Consider the following 15,792-nt stretch of genomic DNA (forward strand, 5'->3'; position numbering starts at 1 on the left):
GACACCATACTACATGGTATTTACAGGAATAGACGACATTGTTGTTTAATTTATATGTTATGTTCATATTTATATTATACTATGGTTCATTAGTTAATACAATTACTATTTTGTCCATCTTCAATTACTTGCATAAATTCGATGGACGCGTCTTATATCCCCATAGCTGAAGCAAGGGGTTTTACGACGCATTGGATAAAAACAGCGGAGCATATTTTGCCCCGCCGCTGTTTCTGCAATATAAATTATATTTTAGTATGCACGTCCCCAGTAAACCATTTTCTTAGCCGGTTTTCCGCAGCATACGCAAACGTCGCTTAACTGCTCCTGCTCAAACGGCATACATCTGGATGTTGCCTGGAAATCTTCCTTGATCTTGTCTTCACATGCACGATCACCGCACCACATAGCTTTGATGAATCCCGGTTTGCTGTTGATGATCTCACCGAACTCCTCATAATTCTTTGCTACGTAAGTATGTGCCTCTCTGTGTGCACGTGCGCGCTCCAGCATATCATGCTGAATGGTATCCAGAAGCTCTTTTACCTTATCTGCAAGTTCCTCGAAGGATACTGTGTATTTCTCACGGGTATCTCTTCTGCAGAGAACTGCCTGACCGTTCTCGATATCCTTCGGTCCACATTCCACACGAAGCGGGATACCACGCATCTCCTGCTCAGCAAACTTGAATCCCGGGCTCTTGTCTGTCGCGTCAACCTTTGCACGGATACCTGCTGCCTTCAGTGCTGCAAGAAGCTCGTCAGCCTTCTCCATAACACCCTCTTTACGCTGCTGGATCGGAATGATCACAGTCTGTACCGGAGCGATCCTCGGAGGAAGAACAAGTCCGCTGTTGTCACCGTGAACCATGATGATCGCACCGATCATACGGGTTGTCATTCCCCAGGATGTCTGGTGAACATATTTCAGTGTGTTATCTTTATCTGTGTACTGGATTCCGAATGCTTTGGCAAAGCCATCTCCAAAGTTATGGCTTGTACCGGACTGGAGAGCCTTACCGTCGTGCATCAGAGATTCGATGGTATAAGTAGCCTCAGCACCTGCAAATTTCTCCTTGTCTGTCTTCTGGCCTTTGATGACCGGAATCGCAAGAACTTCCTCGCAGAAGTCTGCATAGATGTTCAGCATCTGGATGGTACGCTGCTCCGCTTCCTCAGCTGTTGCATGAGCAGTATGTCCCTCCTGCCACAGGAACTCTCTGGAACGAAGGAATGGACGTGTTGTCTTCTCCCAACGGACAACGGAACACCACTGATTATATACCTTTGGAAGATCTCTGTGGGACTGGATCTCTTTCTGGTAGAAATCGCAGAACAGAGTCTCAGAAGTCGGACGCACGCAAAGTCTCTCCTGCAGCGGATCAAGGCCGCCATGAGTCACCCATGCAACCTCCGGAGCAAAACCTTCTACATGATCTTTCTCTTTATCAAGAAGAGACTCCGGGATAAAGATCGGCATGTAAACGTTCTCTACACCGGTTTCTTTAAATCTGCGGTCAAGCTCATGCTGGATATTCTCCCAGATTGCATAACCTGCAGGTTTGATCGCCATACAGCCCTTAACACTTGTATAGCCACAGAGCTCAGCCTTCTTAACAACGTCTGTATACCACTGAGCAAAATCCTCATCCATAGATGTGATGGCCTGTACTAATTTCTTTTCTTTTGCCATGATAAATCTCCTTTTTCTTGTGATCTGTTACATATTGCCGGCTGTCAAGCAGCCACAGCAATCCGGAATCCTTCCAGCTCACTCTTCTGTCCCATAAACCGTACACTGCATTTACAATCCCGTTTTATGGACAAAAAAATAAGCCATCCAAATCCCTCACAAGGGACCGAATGACTTCGGCGGTACCACCCCAGTTAACAGCCTGAAAAGCTGTTCTCTCAACACCCGTTAACGCCGGAAACACACGCCACGCTTCAATCACGCAGAGCTCCGAGGCCGGTTCCACAGTTCACGCACAGGATCCTTCCACCAAAGCAGATCCCTCTCTGAGATAATTCCCTGTGTACTATTCTCATCATCGCCGTATCTTTGATATATTTTAGGCGAAAACCACCTCAAAGTCAACCCCAAACAAAAAAATATAACAAGTCTCTCTGCTATGAGTTACTGTTCACTCCGTTCTCAGTAACACGCTTCGCGATGCACAGAATTTATGTTAATCGCATAAATTCGCATGGTATGTCTCGGGGTTTCTGTGACCTTCGCTCACAAAAAACACCTCGCGGGACATTACCAGTGAACAGTAACTGCTATGATCCTATTCCTTCACAGACACAGCCGGCATCTCCAGATACCTGTTCAGATCTTCTGTGAGAATATGGAGCTTAGTTCTGGTATCCTGCTCCTGGTAAGTCAGCCGACCTGCGATCCTGGTGATATAATCCTCTTCTTCGATGATCTCACAGGTCTCAGGAAAATTAATATCATAATACTGTGCAAGATAAGATACCCAGTAATCCACCGGCACATGTCTGTCTGCGGATAACACGGATTCTCTTCTGAGACAGGACTCCCACACTGCCGGTGAGATCAGCCCTTCTCCTGCAACCTCTTCTGATACACCAAGCATGGCCTCTATTGACGCCTCCAGCTTTACTCTGCAGTTATCCAGCTTGTCGGCATCCCGGATCAGTTTTGCATGGAAAAGTGTTCTTGCATCGTGGATTCCTTCCAGTTTGAAATCACTGTGCTTCCGAATTGCTGCATCGATCAGCTCATCAAATTTATCATCCTCCACGAAGCGCCGGATCAGCTTCTCCTCCCCGAAGAGAAGTTCTGCACCGAACACGGCATGATCCATGGTTCCCGGCTCAAAGCTGTGAAATCTACGGATCTGCTCAAAACGGCCAATATCATGAAGCAGACCGATCAGCTCCGCAAGTTCCACATCTTCACCGGAACATTCCATTTTTCTGGCAATCTCTCCTGCGTATTTCACCACGCCATAGGTATGTACGATCTTCAGACAGATCTGTTCATCCTCCCGGTCGTATTCATCCAGATATTTTTCGAATTCCTGTTTTGCATGTGCAATGTCGATCATTCTGCCACACCCCTTCTTCTTTTGTTCATTCTGTAGTTCTGTAAACACTCTGTATTTATTATATCGAAGGTCTCTGACAAATTCTACTGTATTTCCCGGAATTTTAAATCTTCTCGCTGCTGCCGAATGACTTCCCTGCTCAAGGAGCCAATTATACCCTTCGTTTCCGGAAATGATATCCGGAACAACATGGGCAACACCGCCCTCCTCTGTCTGGTCTGCCTCCACATCACGGAGCCATTTTCGGTAGAAGGAATAGGTATTTTCAAGGAAGCATGCCGTACGGCAGAAGATTTCTGCATCACCGGTCCATCCAAGACGCTCATCTCTCTGTGGTGTCTCAAAAATATTTTTTGGTTTTACTTCCTCCATAAGGGAAACCTGTCCGGTAAACCGTTTTTTCCGGTTTCTTCTATTCATACTTTACGATTTCTTTCCTCAGCCGCTTCATGATCCGCTTTTCCAGGCGGGAAATGTAGGATTGCGAAATTCCTAAAAGATCCGCTACCTCCTTCTGTGTTTTCTCGCTTCCTTCCCGGTTTCCGATGCCGAATCGCAGACGGATGATCATCTGTTCCCGCTTTGTCAGTTTGCTGATGGCTTTTCCAAGAAGTGCGATCTCCACCTCATCTTCCAGACGTCTGGAGATCACATCGTCATCCGTTCCCAGAATATCCGAAAGTAGCAGCTCATTTCCATCCCAGTCCACATTCAGCGGCTCATCAATGGAAACCTCCATCTTTGTTTTGCTGTTTCTCCTCAGATACATCAGGATCTCATTTTCGATACATCGTGATGCATAGGTAGCAAGCTTGATATTTTTTACCGGATCAAAGGTATTGATAGCCTTTATGAGCCCTATGGTTCCGATGGAGATCAGATCCTCCACACCTACCCCTGTATTATCAAATTTCTTTGCAATATAAACCACCAGCCGTAGATTATGCTCGATCAGAACCGACTTTCCCTCTTTTTCCTTTTCTGTTCCCAACATTTCGATCACTTCAGCCTCCCGTTCCGCTGACAACGGCGCCGGAAGGATATCATTTCCACCAATATAAAAAACCTCTCCCGGACGATTGAACATAAATTTCCGGATCACCTGAAACGGATAGGATCTTGCAGCTGCTCTGTTCATAACATAAGCCCCCTTCTCAATTTAATAGTCTGGAATTCAAAAGTATCTCGTACTCTTCTCCCAAAGCTGAGGGCTCGGATGTTATAGCAAGCACCGGTTTTCCTACATGTACCACCCTTTCGGGAGTCTGGATCAGAAGTTCATCAAGGATCACTGCCAGCAGCAGTCCTTTTTTTCCATCTGCGGTATGACAGCTCAGAAAATGCGGCTGCAGACTGACAAATCCTGTATTTTCCAGTGCCTCTGGTTTATCTTTAATATCCATCAGTTTTTTCACCTGCTCTTTCGATATCAGGCTTCCCAGGAGTTCCTGTTTGATGATCGATACCGGCTGTTTTTTCACAGGATCCATAAGGAGATTTCCGGTATCATAAAAGCCGTATGTCTGCTGCAGCTTCCCCTGATATTTCAAAGTGACCGGAAAAATATTTCTTCTTCCAAACCGGAAGGTCTCGGTCACACATCCCAGAGTATAAAGTGTGCCATAAATCCCTGCCAGAAAAAGCAGAAATATTTTCACCGTCATGGTTCTTTCCGTTTCCAGTGCCTGATAGATCCCGCCAACCACAAAAGCTGTGAAATACAGAGCCAGAATGGTTTTTACAAGAAGGCCGCCTTTTTTCAGTCGAAAAGCAAACGACGCCATAAAAAAAGCGCAGCCGCCATGGATCAGTACAGCGGCAGGAAAAATGATCTTAAAAGGTGCACATACAAGCAGGCAGGATACAAAAGATCCAAAGGCAGCGGATATCACACATCTTCTGCGTTTCCCATCAAGATGCAGAAATTTTCCCACAAGTCTTAAAAGCATGTAATCCATAAGGAAATTCGTCATAAAAACGATATCTATGTACATCCTCTGATACATAAGCTTCCCCCACTGCTGTTTCGTCTGCCATCGATTCTCAACTTTGGTAAGTGTATTTATTATAGGGCAGGCTCTTTGCATATTTTGTCAAATCCGGATGTCGATTCTTCTAACTTATCGGGTCGTTTCTGTCTGTCTCGACATTTATAGATTTTTTCTATGAATCGGCGACAAAAATGTATAAATTTCCGTACAATATTTGTATTTGTTGATTTTCGCACTTTATAGTGCTAAAATATTTTTTATTATATTTCGTAAAGAAATTCTATTATATGAGATACAGGAGGGAATCGAACAATGATCAATATTACCGGACATACCGGGCTTACCGGCCTTCTGGGAAGCCCCGTGGCACACAGCGTATCACCTTTAATGCACAATGAGGCATTCCGTTATCTTGGACTTGATTATGTGTATCTCTGTTTTGATGTAACAGAGGAGACCCTTCCCCAGGCTGTGGAAGGACTGAAAGCCTGTGGGATCAAGGGCTTTAACCTGACCATGCCAAACAAGAATAAGATCGTGGAGCTTCTGGACGAGCTTTCTCCCACTGCCCAGCTGATCGGAGCGGTAAATACCGTACGCAACGACAATGGAAAATTAAAGGGGTTTAATACGGATGGTTATGGATTTACCCAGTCTGCCAGAGATGCCGGCTGTGATGTAAAAGGACGCACCATCACCGTTATGGGCGTCGGCGGTGCCGGAATGGCGATCTGCGGCCAGTCCGCACTGGAGGGTGCAAAAAAGATCCATGTTTTTGCACGTCCTACCAGCCGTTACTGGGAACGTGCCGCTGCCATGGCAGAAAAAATGTCTCATATGACAGAATGTGAGATGATCCTTCATGAGATGGATGATCACACTGCGCTAAAAGACGCACTGGAGGAAAGCAATCTCCTCATCAATGCAACTTCTGTGGGAATGGTTCCGGATGTGACAGGCACCGTGATCCCGGACAAGGCTCTGTTCCATCCGGAGCTTACCGTAGCCGATGTTGTATATGAACCAAGAGAAACAAGACTTCTCAGGGAAGCCCGGGAAGCCGGATGTCCGACCTTTAACGGAATGTACATGCTGCTCCACCAGGGTGTAAAGGCTTTCCACATCTGGACCGGACTGGACATGCCGGTTGAGCTCGTCAGGGAGAAATATTTTAAATAAAAAATATCCGACAATACTGACCGCCTCCGCATCACAGCGTGGCCTCAATATTGCCGGATCAAAAATAAAGGCGGCCCGCCTATCACACGGGTCGCCTTTTATTTATCCGTCAATCATCTGTTTTGTTTATTTCTTCTCTTCCTGAACCTCGATCTTACGGATCGTTTTGTTCTTGATCTCTTCTTTGATGAAGTCAATGAACTCACCAAGCTCTTTCATTCCCTCATCGCCAAGATAGCGGCTTCTTACGGAAACCTTACCCTCTTCTTCCTCTTTTGCACCAACGATAAGCATGTAAGGTACTCTCTCAAGACGTGCCTCACGGATCTTGTATCCCATCTTCTCGGAACGTCCGTCTACAGAGCAGCGGATTCCTGCTTCTCTCATCTGAGCTTCAACCTTCTGTGCATAATCGTTATACTTCTCGGAGATCGGGATCACACGAACCTGCTCCGGGCAGAGCCATGTCGGGAACATTCCTGCGTATTTCTCAATGAGCCATGCCAGTGTTCTCTCATAGCATCCCATGGATGTACGGTGGATGATGTACGGACGCTGTTTGTCGCCATTCTCATCGATATAGTACATATCAAACTGCTCTGCGAGAAGTGCATCCCACTGGATCGTGATCATTGTGTCTTCTTTTCCGTATACGTTCTTTGCGTTGATATCAACCTTCGGTCCGTAGAAAGCAGCCTCGCCCACATCCTCTGTGAATGGAATGTTCAGCTCCTCAAGCATCTGGCGGATATGGCCTTCTGTCTCTTCCCATACCTCCGGCTCACCGATGTATTTCTCTTTGTTTGTCGGATCCCATTTGGAAAGATGATAGGTTACATCTTCCTCAACACCAAGTACCTGCAGACAGTACTGGGCAAGTGCGATACAGTCTTTGAACTCTTTTACCATCTGGTCCGGTCTTACGATCAGATGTCCCTCGGAAATAGTAAACTGACGAACTCGTGTCAGGCCATGCATCTCTCCGGAATCCTCATTACGGAACAGTGTGGAGGTCTCGCCGAGACGGATCGGCAGATCACGGTAGCTGTGCTGCTCTGCTTTGTATACATAGTACTGGAACGGACATGTCATCGGACGAAGTGCATAAACCTCTTTGTCCTTCTCCTCATCACCAAGTACGAACATACCATCTTTGTAATGATCCCAGTGTCCGGAGATCTTGTAAAGATCGCTCTTTGCCATAAGAGGAGTTTTTGTTCTTACGTATCCACGCTTTGTCTCCTCATCCTCGATCCAACGCTGAAGCTCCTGCATCATGATCACACCGTTTGGCATGATAAGCGGAAGTCCCTGTCCGATCACATCTACAGTTGTGAAGATCTTCATCTCACGGCCAAGCTTGTTATGATCACGTCTCTTTGCTTCTTCCATCTGCTCCAGATGCTCTTTCAGCTCATCCTTTGTAGCATAGGCTGTTCCGTAGATACGTGTGAGCATTGCGTTTTTCTCACTGCCTCTCCAGTATGCGCTGGAAGAAGAAAGAAGCTTGAATGCCTTGATGCCTTTTACACTCATCAGGTGCGGGCCTGCACAGAGGTCTGTCCAGTCTCCCTGTGAATAGAAGGAAATCTCTTCTCCCTCCGGAAGATCCTCGATCAGCTCAACCTTGTATGGCTCATTTTTCTCTTTAAAGTATGCGATGGCATCCTCACGGGATTTTGTAAAACGCTCGATCTTTGCGCCTTTTTTGATGATCTTTTTCATCTCTTTCTCAATGGCGTCAAGATCCTCACGTGAAAATGGCTCGTGGTCGAAATCATAGTAGAAGCCTGTATCAATGGATGGTCCGATGGCAACCTTTGCCTCCGGGTATAAGTTCTGTACAGCCTGTGCCATTACGTGAGATGCTGTATGACGGAGAACTGCAAGGCCCTTCTCGTCTTTCGCTGTAAGGATATTCAGCTCACAGTCGCTGTCAAGAACTGTACGAAGATCTACGACCTCTCCGTTTACTTCTCCTGCACATGCAGCACGTGCAAGGCCTTCGCTGATGTCATATGCGATATCGATCACAGCTTTTGCTTCTGCATATTCTTTTTTTGAGCCGTCTTTTAATGTAATGATCATTGTTGTTTCTCCTTTCATTTGAAATGAAGTTTCTATGGTACACAGTATGTGTCTGCTTTTGCAAGAGATTCTGCAATAAAAAAATCCCTCACAGTACATCACATACTGTAAGGGACGAGTTCATTCATTCTCGCGGTTCCACCCTGCTTGCTCTGCTGCCCGGTCATGCCAGGATGCAAAGCCTCTCAATTATGATGATAACGGAATCACCGGACCGGATTGGGGCCACTCGGAGGTAGTCTTCGGCTGTTTCCCGATAAGATGTTTCCAGCACTTCACATCTCTCTCTGTAACGTTTCACAGCTTACTCGTCTCGTCAACGTGTTTTTTATTTCTTTTTCTGTGGTTCATTATAAGCGCAGTATTTTTATTTGTCAACGCATGTTGACAAAATTTTTGAGATTTCTCTTCTCGCACAGATCTACAGATTTCCCATGAGTTTGTCTTTGATAATAGCCAAAATCTCACGGGGAATGTAGATAAAAAGACGCCAGCTTCGATACCTGGAAGGTACCATGGCCACTTCCCGGAATCCACATTTTCTTGCAATGGCTGCTCCTCTCCATACATGAAAATTGTTCGTCACCACGCCTACGGAACAGTCTGTGGTTCCGATCCTTCTGCGGCTGAATTCCAAATTCTCTTTCGTACTGGTAGATTCTTCTTCCCGTATCAGTCTGTCCCCGTTTATTCCGTGACCGGTAAGGTAGCGATACATGGCCTCTGCCTCGGAAATGTTTTCTCCATCGCCTTTTCCTCCGGAGAGCACTGCCTTCGTACCCGGATTTTCTTCAAGATAAAGAAGGGCCCTTCTGGCTCGTTCCAGAAGGGCAAGTGTCATCCGTGTTCCGTCCACATGGGCACCTAACACGATAATGTAATCCAGATTCTTCTTTACGCTCATTATCTTCCGCAGCAGTGTTTGTATTTCTTGCCGCTTCCGCATGGGCACGGATCGTTTCTTCCGACCTTGTGCGGTTTCACAACTGTGCCGGATTTCTTCTGCTCCATGTAGAGGGTTTTCTTTTTCTCTTCTGTGAAGATCTTGTCCCACTGAGGAAGGTTGTAAAGCCAGTCAGCCTTGGCATCTACCATGTTCTTATAGAGTGCCTCTTTATCAAATGCAAGGTTTACCTTGGTATCCTCATCCATAGTCTCGATTGGGTTCGGAACCTTCAGGCTGTCATTGATCCCGTCAAGGAAACCAACCATAGTCATAACGTCCTGACCGTATTTCTCCGCAAGCTCTTTTACAGTTCCGGAAACAACCTCATCCGGGTTCTCAAGAAGCTGCTCATAAATATTCTTCTCAATGTTAAAATAATTTGCCCAGAAGCGCTGAAGCTTATTCTTATCTGCATTCTGATTATAAGCAATGGAACGCCACTGCTCAAGAATTGTCATATCGCTCATTGTCTGATCCTCTTTTCCAAAATTTTAGATAAATAAGACGGAGATTTATATTCCGCTTCGCAATTTCTACTTATTATATCATCTTTTGGCGAAGAAATCAAATATATCTGTTTCATATCTGAGTTATTTTATCACACTGAGTAGGCATTTGATTTGAAACAGATTGGATTGACAATTCGAGACTATTATGATAGTATGAATGTATAAACTATTGCAATAGTCTAAGAGGAGTAATTATGAATACGAAATTATATGATTCAGAACTTAAAGTTATGGAGGTTTTATGGAAGGAGGGAGATGATTCAGCTAAACATATTTCGGAAATTTTAAACGCAGAGATTGGCTGGAATAAAAATACTACTTATACGGTTATTAAAAAATGTGTTGCAAAAGGAGCTATTGAACGTTATGGAAGCAACTATATGTGCAAACCATTGATTTCCAAAGAGAATGTTGAAGAATTTGAAACAAAGGAACTCATTGATAAACTGTTTCACGGATCAAAAATAAATTTTTTTGCTTCCTTTGTGAGTCATGAAAAATTATCAGAGGAGGAACGTAGGCAGATAAAGAAAATGCTAGAGAAATGAGGTGCTGGACTATGATACGTCAGATGCTGATTATTTCAAGTATGTTTATTGGTCTGGTTTTGATGGCACATGCATGTCTGAAGAATCGTATTCCCGGACGTATTTATGTGATACTCTGGGAAATTGCATTGCTTCGCCTGATTCTGTCGTTAAAGTTACCAATTCTGCCATTTTTCAATCACATAGCTACTTTTCAGCAAGTACAGTTTCGTTAACAACAGGGAATATTGAGAAAATTTTTTTTATAATATAGAGAATAGGATTCAGTATTTCACTTATTACAGTCCTTAGCAGTTATTATAAAGAACGAATGATATAAGAAGTGGAGGGATACATTTATGAAGACTAACAAATGGTTATGTAGCTGTATGATTGTTGCTTTATGTTTATTTTCTATATGTACAACTGCTTTTGCAAATAATAATAACGTTAAAGTAGCATCAAAGCTGGATGCAAAAGATGTAAAAAATAGAATTGTAACAACTGTAACAATTCAAGATGTTAAAAGTGGCTTCGTCTCTTCATATAATGTTGAAGATGAAAACATTAAGTGTTCTCGTAGTGCTGATGGAAAGGAAATTATAGCCATTATATCTGTAGGAGATGAAAAAGCCAGTGCTAAAAGAGCACCGTCTCAAACAAATAGCAATACATTCTATGGGTGGAAAGGAAATGCCCGAATTTCTTGGTACGATGATGGAACTTGGGCTTGCCTTAAAACTGCAGGAGGTGATTGGACAAAAATATCAGGAAATTACAATATGACAGGGAAAAAAATAGTTTGGGGTCAAGATCTTGGTACTAATAGCAAATCGAGTAGTGCAACCTTTATTAATAGCTATAATACAACAACTAATTGGCCAAAAGGAAAGTATGGATATGGATTAGGACATAAAGTTGGTGCTTACATCAGTGGGACTGTGAATGGAAAAAAGGTTAGTGTATCCTGCAATTATGTTTTTTAATAAGAAACAGAAAATTTAAAAACAACAAAATCATTGATAAGTACAACTGAAAATTATAATACATACGATAATGGGAAAAGGTATCAAGTGGCAAAATAAAATTATTTATTCTTATATGTGTACGTATAGCACGGAGGTGGTTTTATGAAGTATATTCAGGATAATGGAAAAATTAAATTATGTGAAACTGATAATATGGATCATCTCGTGCGATTAACACAAGCGTTGAATGAAAATAATATTCCTTATGAAACCAGATTGAAAAAAGCAACATTTATCAATAATCTTTTTTTCTTGATTTTTTATCATACTTTTGCATCGGGAATTGATCATAAGAATGAAACAACATGTATTTATGTACTAGAAAAGGATTTTGATGCTGCCAAAAAAGCAATAGTAAACTCCAGAGAGACTGTGAGAAAAAGTCTGTAAATAAGATTCTTCTATGATAATAAAGGGTGAAAAGTTCTTTCATAGAGCTTTTCGCCCTTGTTTTATATATAACAACAGTTGCAAATCTGCATGTCAAGAGCAGGCGGATTTTCCGCCTGTCTTAACTGTTTCAGAGTTACTGTTCACTCCGTTCTCAGTAACACGCTTCGCGATGTACAGAATTTATGCTGATCGCATAAATTCGCGCCCCCACAGGGGACTTACCTGCTTCAGTTAAAATACTTTCTGAGAAGATAAGTCGGAGTGCAGCTCCATGCGTGGCAGTAGCTGTTGACAATGCTGCTTCCATATGGAGATTCTGCAGGATTTTCAGGATTATAAAGCTCCCAGAATGTATCCGCACCATGGTTTATCATTCCGCCCCAGTAATATTTCATATATTTCATTGCCTGGTCTTTTTTACCACACATCAGAAGCGCTTCCACAAAATGATGGTTCATATACGGAGAAACCATTCCTTTTTCCGGTTTCAGTTCCACCAGACGATCCAGTATTTCTGCTCCCTCTTCGCCGCTGACCGCTTCCGCCAGGATCATCCATACCTGACTTGCATAGTTGATCTGTTTTTCGTCGCCACTGACGAACAGCCCGCTCTCTTCATCAAAAAGATATTTTTTTGCAGACGCTGTTTTTGCCTCAGCCTCTTGTTTCAGTTCTTCTGCTTTTTCCATATCTCCGAGGAGTTCTGCGATCTTCTGTACTTTCTTCGCACAGTAGATATAAACACCCTGCATTGCGCTCTGCTTGTTCAGACCCTCTGTCCAGTCGATAAAGCCCCAGAAACCATCTCCGTTTTTCATAAGTCCGTTTTCATCGAACTGCTCTTTTGCGATCTCCATCTGACGATATGCACAGGCACTTAAATCCTTTAAGGTCTCCTTGTCACCGGATGCTTCGTAGTAGTCACAAAGGGATGCTCCGAAGAACATGGAATAATCCAGAAGGAAGGTATCATCCACAATAAATTTCGGTTCTGTGAAAAGGCAGGCACTTACCTGTCCATTGTCCTTTGTCTGGCCTGCAAACAGATACAGACATCTTTTTACCAGCTCCATGTTGTGGAATGTCTCATAATTTGCAAGCGCCTGAAGTCTTAAATCTCCAAGCCACAGACGGCGGTCTCTCTTAGGGCCGTCCTCAAATACGGTCTGCATGCAGTTTTGCAGAGTACGAAGGCTGACACGATCCAGTCTGCGGATCATTTCATCCTCGCTTTCCACCGGCTTCACATCTTCCATTCTGACAGAAGAAACACTGGTACAGAACACATCTTCCACTACCATCTGCCATTTCATGGAAGTATCTATAGCTTCGATCTCCATATAACGGAAGGCATATCTTCTCGGAAGCTTCAGCTCTGCCGGAAGAACATCGATATGGATAAATTCTTCCTGTATCCAGCTTCTGCTGATCCATCCGTCATAGTCTGCAGAATCCTCGGTCATCTCCTTGGCGATCTCTCCGAACTTCAATCTGAAAAATGCCGGTGCATCCTGAGGGCTTCCTACGGAATTCAGCTTCAGAGTCACATATCCTACCTGATGATCTCCAAAATCCAGACAGATCTTGTCTCCCTTTGCAAGATGATAGCCTGAAAGATTTTTGATCTCATCCTTTTTGTGAACCTCAGGATAGACCTCTTCTGTTTTTACGATGTCTACAATAGAAACCGGACGAACTACCGTTTTCAGTAACTCCGGTGTACATGCTTCTGCTTTTTTTACAAAATCCTCATTGGTCACACGGACCATATTAAGATCAATACTTACCTCTGCCATTATATGATCATTCTCCTTTCATCCAGTTCTTCGATGATTCTTTCTGCATTACTATACACTTTTTCACTTTTTCTTCCAATTGTGATTTTTCTTATAAAACACTGACGTTTTTTTTGGTGATTATGATATACTTTACTCAACTGTTATGAAATAACCACATGGAAAGAGGACAGTTATGAAGCTTACCAGAGAAGAATTTCAGAAATATATTTATTCCTACAACAACGATGAGACTTTTTATAAGACACTTTATCTGCAGGAGAAGGAACATCCGGAGACTTTTCATGAATATTGCCTGACACTGGACCGTAAAAAGATTTATGAACACCGGCTTTATGTACCGGAGCTTCAGACTGAAGCCTGGTATCCCTATATGAAAGAAACCGATCTTTTTCATGATATAAATGGCAATATCGTACTTTCCAAGCATTACCGCTATACCCCTGTTTTTCCCCATGAACATGAATTTTTGAGATTCTCTGTCTGTATGACGGAACTGCCCACACTGCGATACAGGGGATCGAACACACTTTGCATACCGGAGATATCTGTATCATCCCACCGCATACCACTCACAGTGTAGGGATCTTTGATGACAGTGTTGCTTTTAATATTCTGGTACGTAGCTCCACCTTTCATTCCACATTCTTCCAGTCACTGACTGCTGACAGTGCCCTGACGCAGTTTTTTGCCCATGTGCTGTACCGCAAGACCGTGGGAAATTATCTGATCTTTCACAGTGGAAATGATGCACAGATCCATGACATGCTGGAAAATCTCTATATCGAATATCTAGGCCACGCCAAATACAGCTGCACCTTTCTCAACTCCATGCTAGTCATGTTCTGGGCCATGCTGCTGCGTTTTCACGAAAATGATATTGAATCCATCCTTACAAAGGACAGCACCGGAAATTCTGTAACGGAAATCCTCAACTACCTGAACCGTCACTACCAGAGCGTTACCTTACGTGAAGCTGCGAAGCATTTTGGCTATAGTACTTCCCACTTCAGTACCCTGATCAAGGAAAGTACCGGACGGACATTTTTACAGATCATCCGGGATATCAAGCTGAACCAGGCATGTCATGCTCTGCGTGAAACCTCTCTCAGCAATCTTGCGATCTGTGAACTTGTAGGGTATGAAAGTCCGGAGCATTTCATGCGTACTTTTAAAAAAACATATGGAATGACTCCCGGTGAATACCGGAAGAAGAACAGGGAATAAAAGATTACAAGATCTTATATATTTTCTGTATAACAGATGCCGTTCCGGGAGATACTTATCATATCCTCCCCTTTAGAATGCAGAGGGCTTCGCGATGGTGCAGGCCCTCTGTGTTTCTCTTTTCACACTGAAGGTCATTTCACACCAAGCTTCTCAAGCGCCTTCGCCGCCTGCTTCAGATTCTCAAACTGGATGGTATGGATACCGGCTTTTCCGGCTCCCTCACAGTTCACGGCACGATCATCCAGAAATACCGATTTCTCCGGTTTCAGGCTGTAACGCTTCAGAAGTGTTTTGTAAATATCCACCTCAGGCTTGATCTGCTGCACATCACAGGAAAATACCACTCCATCCATATATTTCAGAAAAGACATATCCTGCTTTGTACGATCCAGCATATAAGTTCCGTAGTTGGAAAGGACATAGAGATGATATCCCTGATTTTTGAGATATTTCACCCAGGTTTCCGCATAATCATACAGATGCATACACTCCGGATCACGTCGTACCACCTCACGAATATCTGCTTCATATTCCGGTGCACTTTCCACAAATTTATCTACATACCAGGACTCCTCATGCTGTCCACGGTCCTGTTCCTCCCAGATTGGGTTTCGAAATACTGCATCTGCGATTTTCTGATACTTTTCTTCCGGGAAGTCATAGCTCCGAAGATACTCTTCCCAGTCATAGCCCATCAGCACATTTCCCACATCAAAAATAATATTCTCGATCATACGGTTTTCATCCTCTCTCGGCTTCTTATTTCCCCAGATCCGGTACGCCATCCAGAAAACATACGCTACGATCGGTACCAGAACTGCTGCCGCAAAAGCCCCCCGGAACAAAGCCTGGGCGTTTTCACTGCTTCCCCAGGCAAATGCCATTGGAAGGCAGAATATAAGAAGTAATATGACAACACCTGCAAGTGCTGCGATTCTTTTAAAATTTTTCATTGAACTTCCTTTCACATGATACATCCGCTATTCTATCTGTTATTTTAACTGAATATCTCTTTGAACCAAAAGGGCG

15 protein-coding genes are annotated in these 15,792 nt (G+C 43.7%); 6 read left to right on the plus strand and 9 right to left on the minus strand.

Features of this window, described 5'->3' with window-relative positions; all coding sequences use genetic code 11:
• Positions 1-252: 252 nt before the first annotated feature.
• From proS to DW694_RS03325, 4 genes are all read right to left on the minus strand, one after another.
• Positions 253-1,692: a proline--tRNA ligase gene (proS, locus tag DW694_RS03305; protein WP_015527114.1), complete on the minus strand. Its 1,440-nt coding sequence runs from the start codon at positions 1,690-1,692 to the stop codon at positions 253-255.
• A 598-nt stretch (positions 1,693-2,290) separates the two neighbouring features.
• Positions 2,291-3,496, minus strand: a complete 1,206-nt coding sequence (locus DW694_RS03310; protein ID WP_302471765.1) for an HD domain-containing protein — start codon at positions 3,494-3,496, stop codon at positions 2,291-2,293.
• A complete protein-coding gene (gene sigE, locus DW694_RS03320) occupies positions 3,489-4,214 on the minus strand; it encodes an RNA polymerase sporulation sigma factor SigE (RefSeq protein ID WP_015527110.1) in 726 nt (241 codons plus the stop codon). The genes DW694_RS03310 and sigE overlap by 8 nt, the downstream gene beginning before the upstream one ends.
• Positions 4,215-4,230: 16 nt before the next feature.
• Complete coding sequence (locus DW694_RS03325) at positions 4,231-5,082, minus strand: sigma-E processing peptidase SpoIIGA (protein WP_182465473.1); 852 nt, start codon at positions 5,080-5,082, stop codon at positions 4,231-4,233.
• A 297-nt stretch (positions 5,083-5,379) separates the two neighbouring features.
• On the opposite strand from DW694_RS03325, the gene DW694_RS03330 reads away from it, so the two are divergent.
• On the plus strand, positions 5,380-6,246 hold the full coding sequence (locus tag DW694_RS03330) for a shikimate dehydrogenase (protein WP_021652363.1): 867 nt from the start codon (positions 5,380-5,382) through the stop codon (positions 6,244-6,246).
• A 126-nt stretch (positions 6,247-6,372) separates the two neighbouring features.
• Here the strand turns inward: DW694_RS03330 and thrS are convergent, their stop codons facing one another.
• From thrS to DW694_RS03345, 3 genes are all read right to left on the minus strand, one after another.
• Entirely contained in the window at positions 6,373-8,334 is a 1,962-nt protein-coding gene (gene thrS / locus DW694_RS03335; protein ID WP_110102483.1) for a threonine--tRNA ligase, read from the minus strand.
• A 421-nt stretch (positions 8,335-8,755) separates the two neighbouring features.
• A complete protein-coding gene (locus DW694_RS03340; RefSeq protein WP_118752543.1) occupies positions 8,756-9,238 on the minus strand; it encodes a YdcF family protein in 483 nt (160 codons plus the stop codon).
• Positions 9,238-9,747, minus strand: a complete 510-nt coding sequence (locus tag DW694_RS03345) for an SEC-C metal-binding domain-containing protein (RefSeq protein WP_015527105.1) — start codon at positions 9,745-9,747, stop codon at positions 9,238-9,240. The genes DW694_RS03340 and DW694_RS03345 overlap by 1 nt, the downstream gene beginning before the upstream one ends.
• Before the next feature lie 236 nt (positions 9,748-9,983).
• On the opposite strand from DW694_RS03345, the gene DW694_RS03350 reads away from it, so the two are divergent.
• The 3 genes from DW694_RS03350 to DW694_RS03365 all read left to right on the plus strand — a co-directional run bounded on the left by DW694_RS03350 (position 9,984) and on the right by DW694_RS03365 (position 11,734).
• Positions 9,984-10,337, plus strand: coding sequence for a BlaI/MecI/CopY family transcriptional regulator (locus tag DW694_RS03350; protein ID WP_110102485.1), 354 nt, complete (start codon positions 9,984-9,986; stop codon positions 10,335-10,337).
• Positions 10,338-10,675: 338 nt separating this feature from the next.
• Positions 10,676-11,302 (plus strand): hypothetical protein, encoded by a 627-nt coding sequence (locus DW694_RS03360; RefSeq protein ID WP_110102487.1) that lies wholly within the window; start codon positions 10,676-10,678, stop codon positions 11,300-11,302.
• A 144-nt stretch (positions 11,303-11,446) separates the two neighbouring features.
• Positions 11,447-11,734, plus strand: a complete 288-nt coding sequence (locus DW694_RS03365; protein ID WP_118752544.1) for a hypothetical protein — start codon at positions 11,447-11,449, stop codon at positions 11,732-11,734.
• A gap of 230 nt (positions 11,735-11,964) precedes the next feature.
• On the opposite strand, the gene DW694_RS03370 is transcribed toward DW694_RS03365, so the two are convergent.
• On the minus strand, positions 11,965-13,533 hold the full coding sequence (locus tag DW694_RS03370) for a family 78 glycoside hydrolase catalytic domain (RefSeq protein ID WP_118752545.1): 1,569 nt from the start codon (positions 13,531-13,533) through the stop codon (positions 11,965-11,967).
• A 175-nt stretch (positions 13,534-13,708) separates the two neighbouring features.
• Between DW694_RS03370 and DW694_RS03375 the strand changes: the two genes are divergently transcribed.
• Positions 13,709-14,116 (plus strand): hypothetical protein, encoded by a 408-nt coding sequence (locus DW694_RS03375; RefSeq protein WP_118752546.1) that lies wholly within the window; start codon positions 13,709-13,711, stop codon positions 14,114-14,116.
• Positions 14,053-14,760, plus strand: a complete 708-nt coding sequence (locus DW694_RS03380; protein ID WP_286186839.1) for an AraC family transcriptional regulator — start codon at positions 14,053-14,055, stop codon at positions 14,758-14,760. The genes DW694_RS03375 and DW694_RS03380 overlap by 64 nt, the downstream gene beginning before the upstream one ends.
• 134 nt (positions 14,761-14,894) lie before the next feature.
• On the opposite strand, the gene DW694_RS03385 is transcribed toward DW694_RS03380, so the two are convergent.
• Complete coding sequence (locus DW694_RS03385) at positions 14,895-15,716, minus strand: HAD-IA family hydrolase (RefSeq protein WP_015527102.1); 822 nt, start codon at positions 15,714-15,716, stop codon at positions 14,895-14,897.
• Positions 15,717-15,792 lie beyond the last annotated feature (76 nt).

Source organism: Ruminococcus sp. AM26-12LB (genome assembly GCF_003480785.1).
GTDB classification, from domain to species: domain Bacteria; phylum Bacillota; class Clostridia; order Lachnospirales; family Lachnospiraceae; genus Blautia_A; species Blautia_A fusiformis.

Excerpts from the sequence above, each read along its gene's own strand:
- proS (WP_015527114.1), bottom strand. The coding sequence starts at position 1,692 with ATGGCAAAAGAAAAGAAATTAGTACAGGCCATCACATCTATGGATGAG.
- DW694_RS03310 (WP_302471765.1), bottom strand. The coding sequence starts at position 3,496 with ATGAATAGAAGAAACCGGAAAAAACGGTTTACCGGACAGGTTTCCCTT.
- sigE (WP_015527110.1), bottom strand. The coding sequence starts at position 4,214 with ATGAACAGAGCAGCTGCAAGATCCTATCCGTTTCAGGTGATCCGGAAA.
- DW694_RS03325 (WP_182465473.1), bottom strand. The coding sequence starts at position 5,082 with ATGTATCAGAGGATGTACATAGATATCGTTTTTATGACGAATTTCCTT.
- DW694_RS03330 (WP_021652363.1), top strand. The coding sequence starts at position 5,380 with ATGATCAATATTACCGGACATACCGGGCTTACCGGCCTTCTGGGAAGC.
- thrS (WP_110102483.1), bottom strand. The coding sequence starts at position 8,334 with ATGATCATTACATTAAAAGACGGCTCAAAAAAAGAATATGCAGAAGCA.
- DW694_RS03340 (WP_118752543.1), bottom strand. The coding sequence starts at position 9,238 with ATGAGCGTAAAGAAGAATCTGGATTACATTATCGTGTTAGGTGCCCAT.
- DW694_RS03345 (WP_015527105.1), bottom strand. The coding sequence starts at position 9,747 with ATGAGCGATATGACAATTCTTGAGCAGTGGCGTTCCATTGCTTATAAT.
- DW694_RS03350 (WP_110102485.1), top strand. The coding sequence starts at position 9,984 with ATGAATACGAAATTATATGATTCAGAACTTAAAGTTATGGAGGTTTTA.
- DW694_RS03360 (WP_110102487.1), top strand. The coding sequence starts at position 10,676 with ATGAAGACTAACAAATGGTTATGTAGCTGTATGATTGTTGCTTTATGT.
- DW694_RS03365 (WP_118752544.1), top strand. The coding sequence starts at position 11,447 with ATGAAGTATATTCAGGATAATGGAAAAATTAAATTATGTGAAACTGAT.
- DW694_RS03370 (WP_118752545.1), bottom strand. The coding sequence starts at position 13,533 with ATGGCAGAGGTAAGTATTGATCTTAATATGGTCCGTGTGACCAATGAG.
- DW694_RS03375 (WP_118752546.1), top strand. The coding sequence starts at position 13,709 with ATGAAGCTTACCAGAGAAGAATTTCAGAAATATATTTATTCCTACAAC.
- DW694_RS03385 (WP_015527102.1), bottom strand. The coding sequence starts at position 15,716 with ATGAAAAATTTTAAAAGAATCGCAGCACTTGCAGGTGTTGTCATATTA.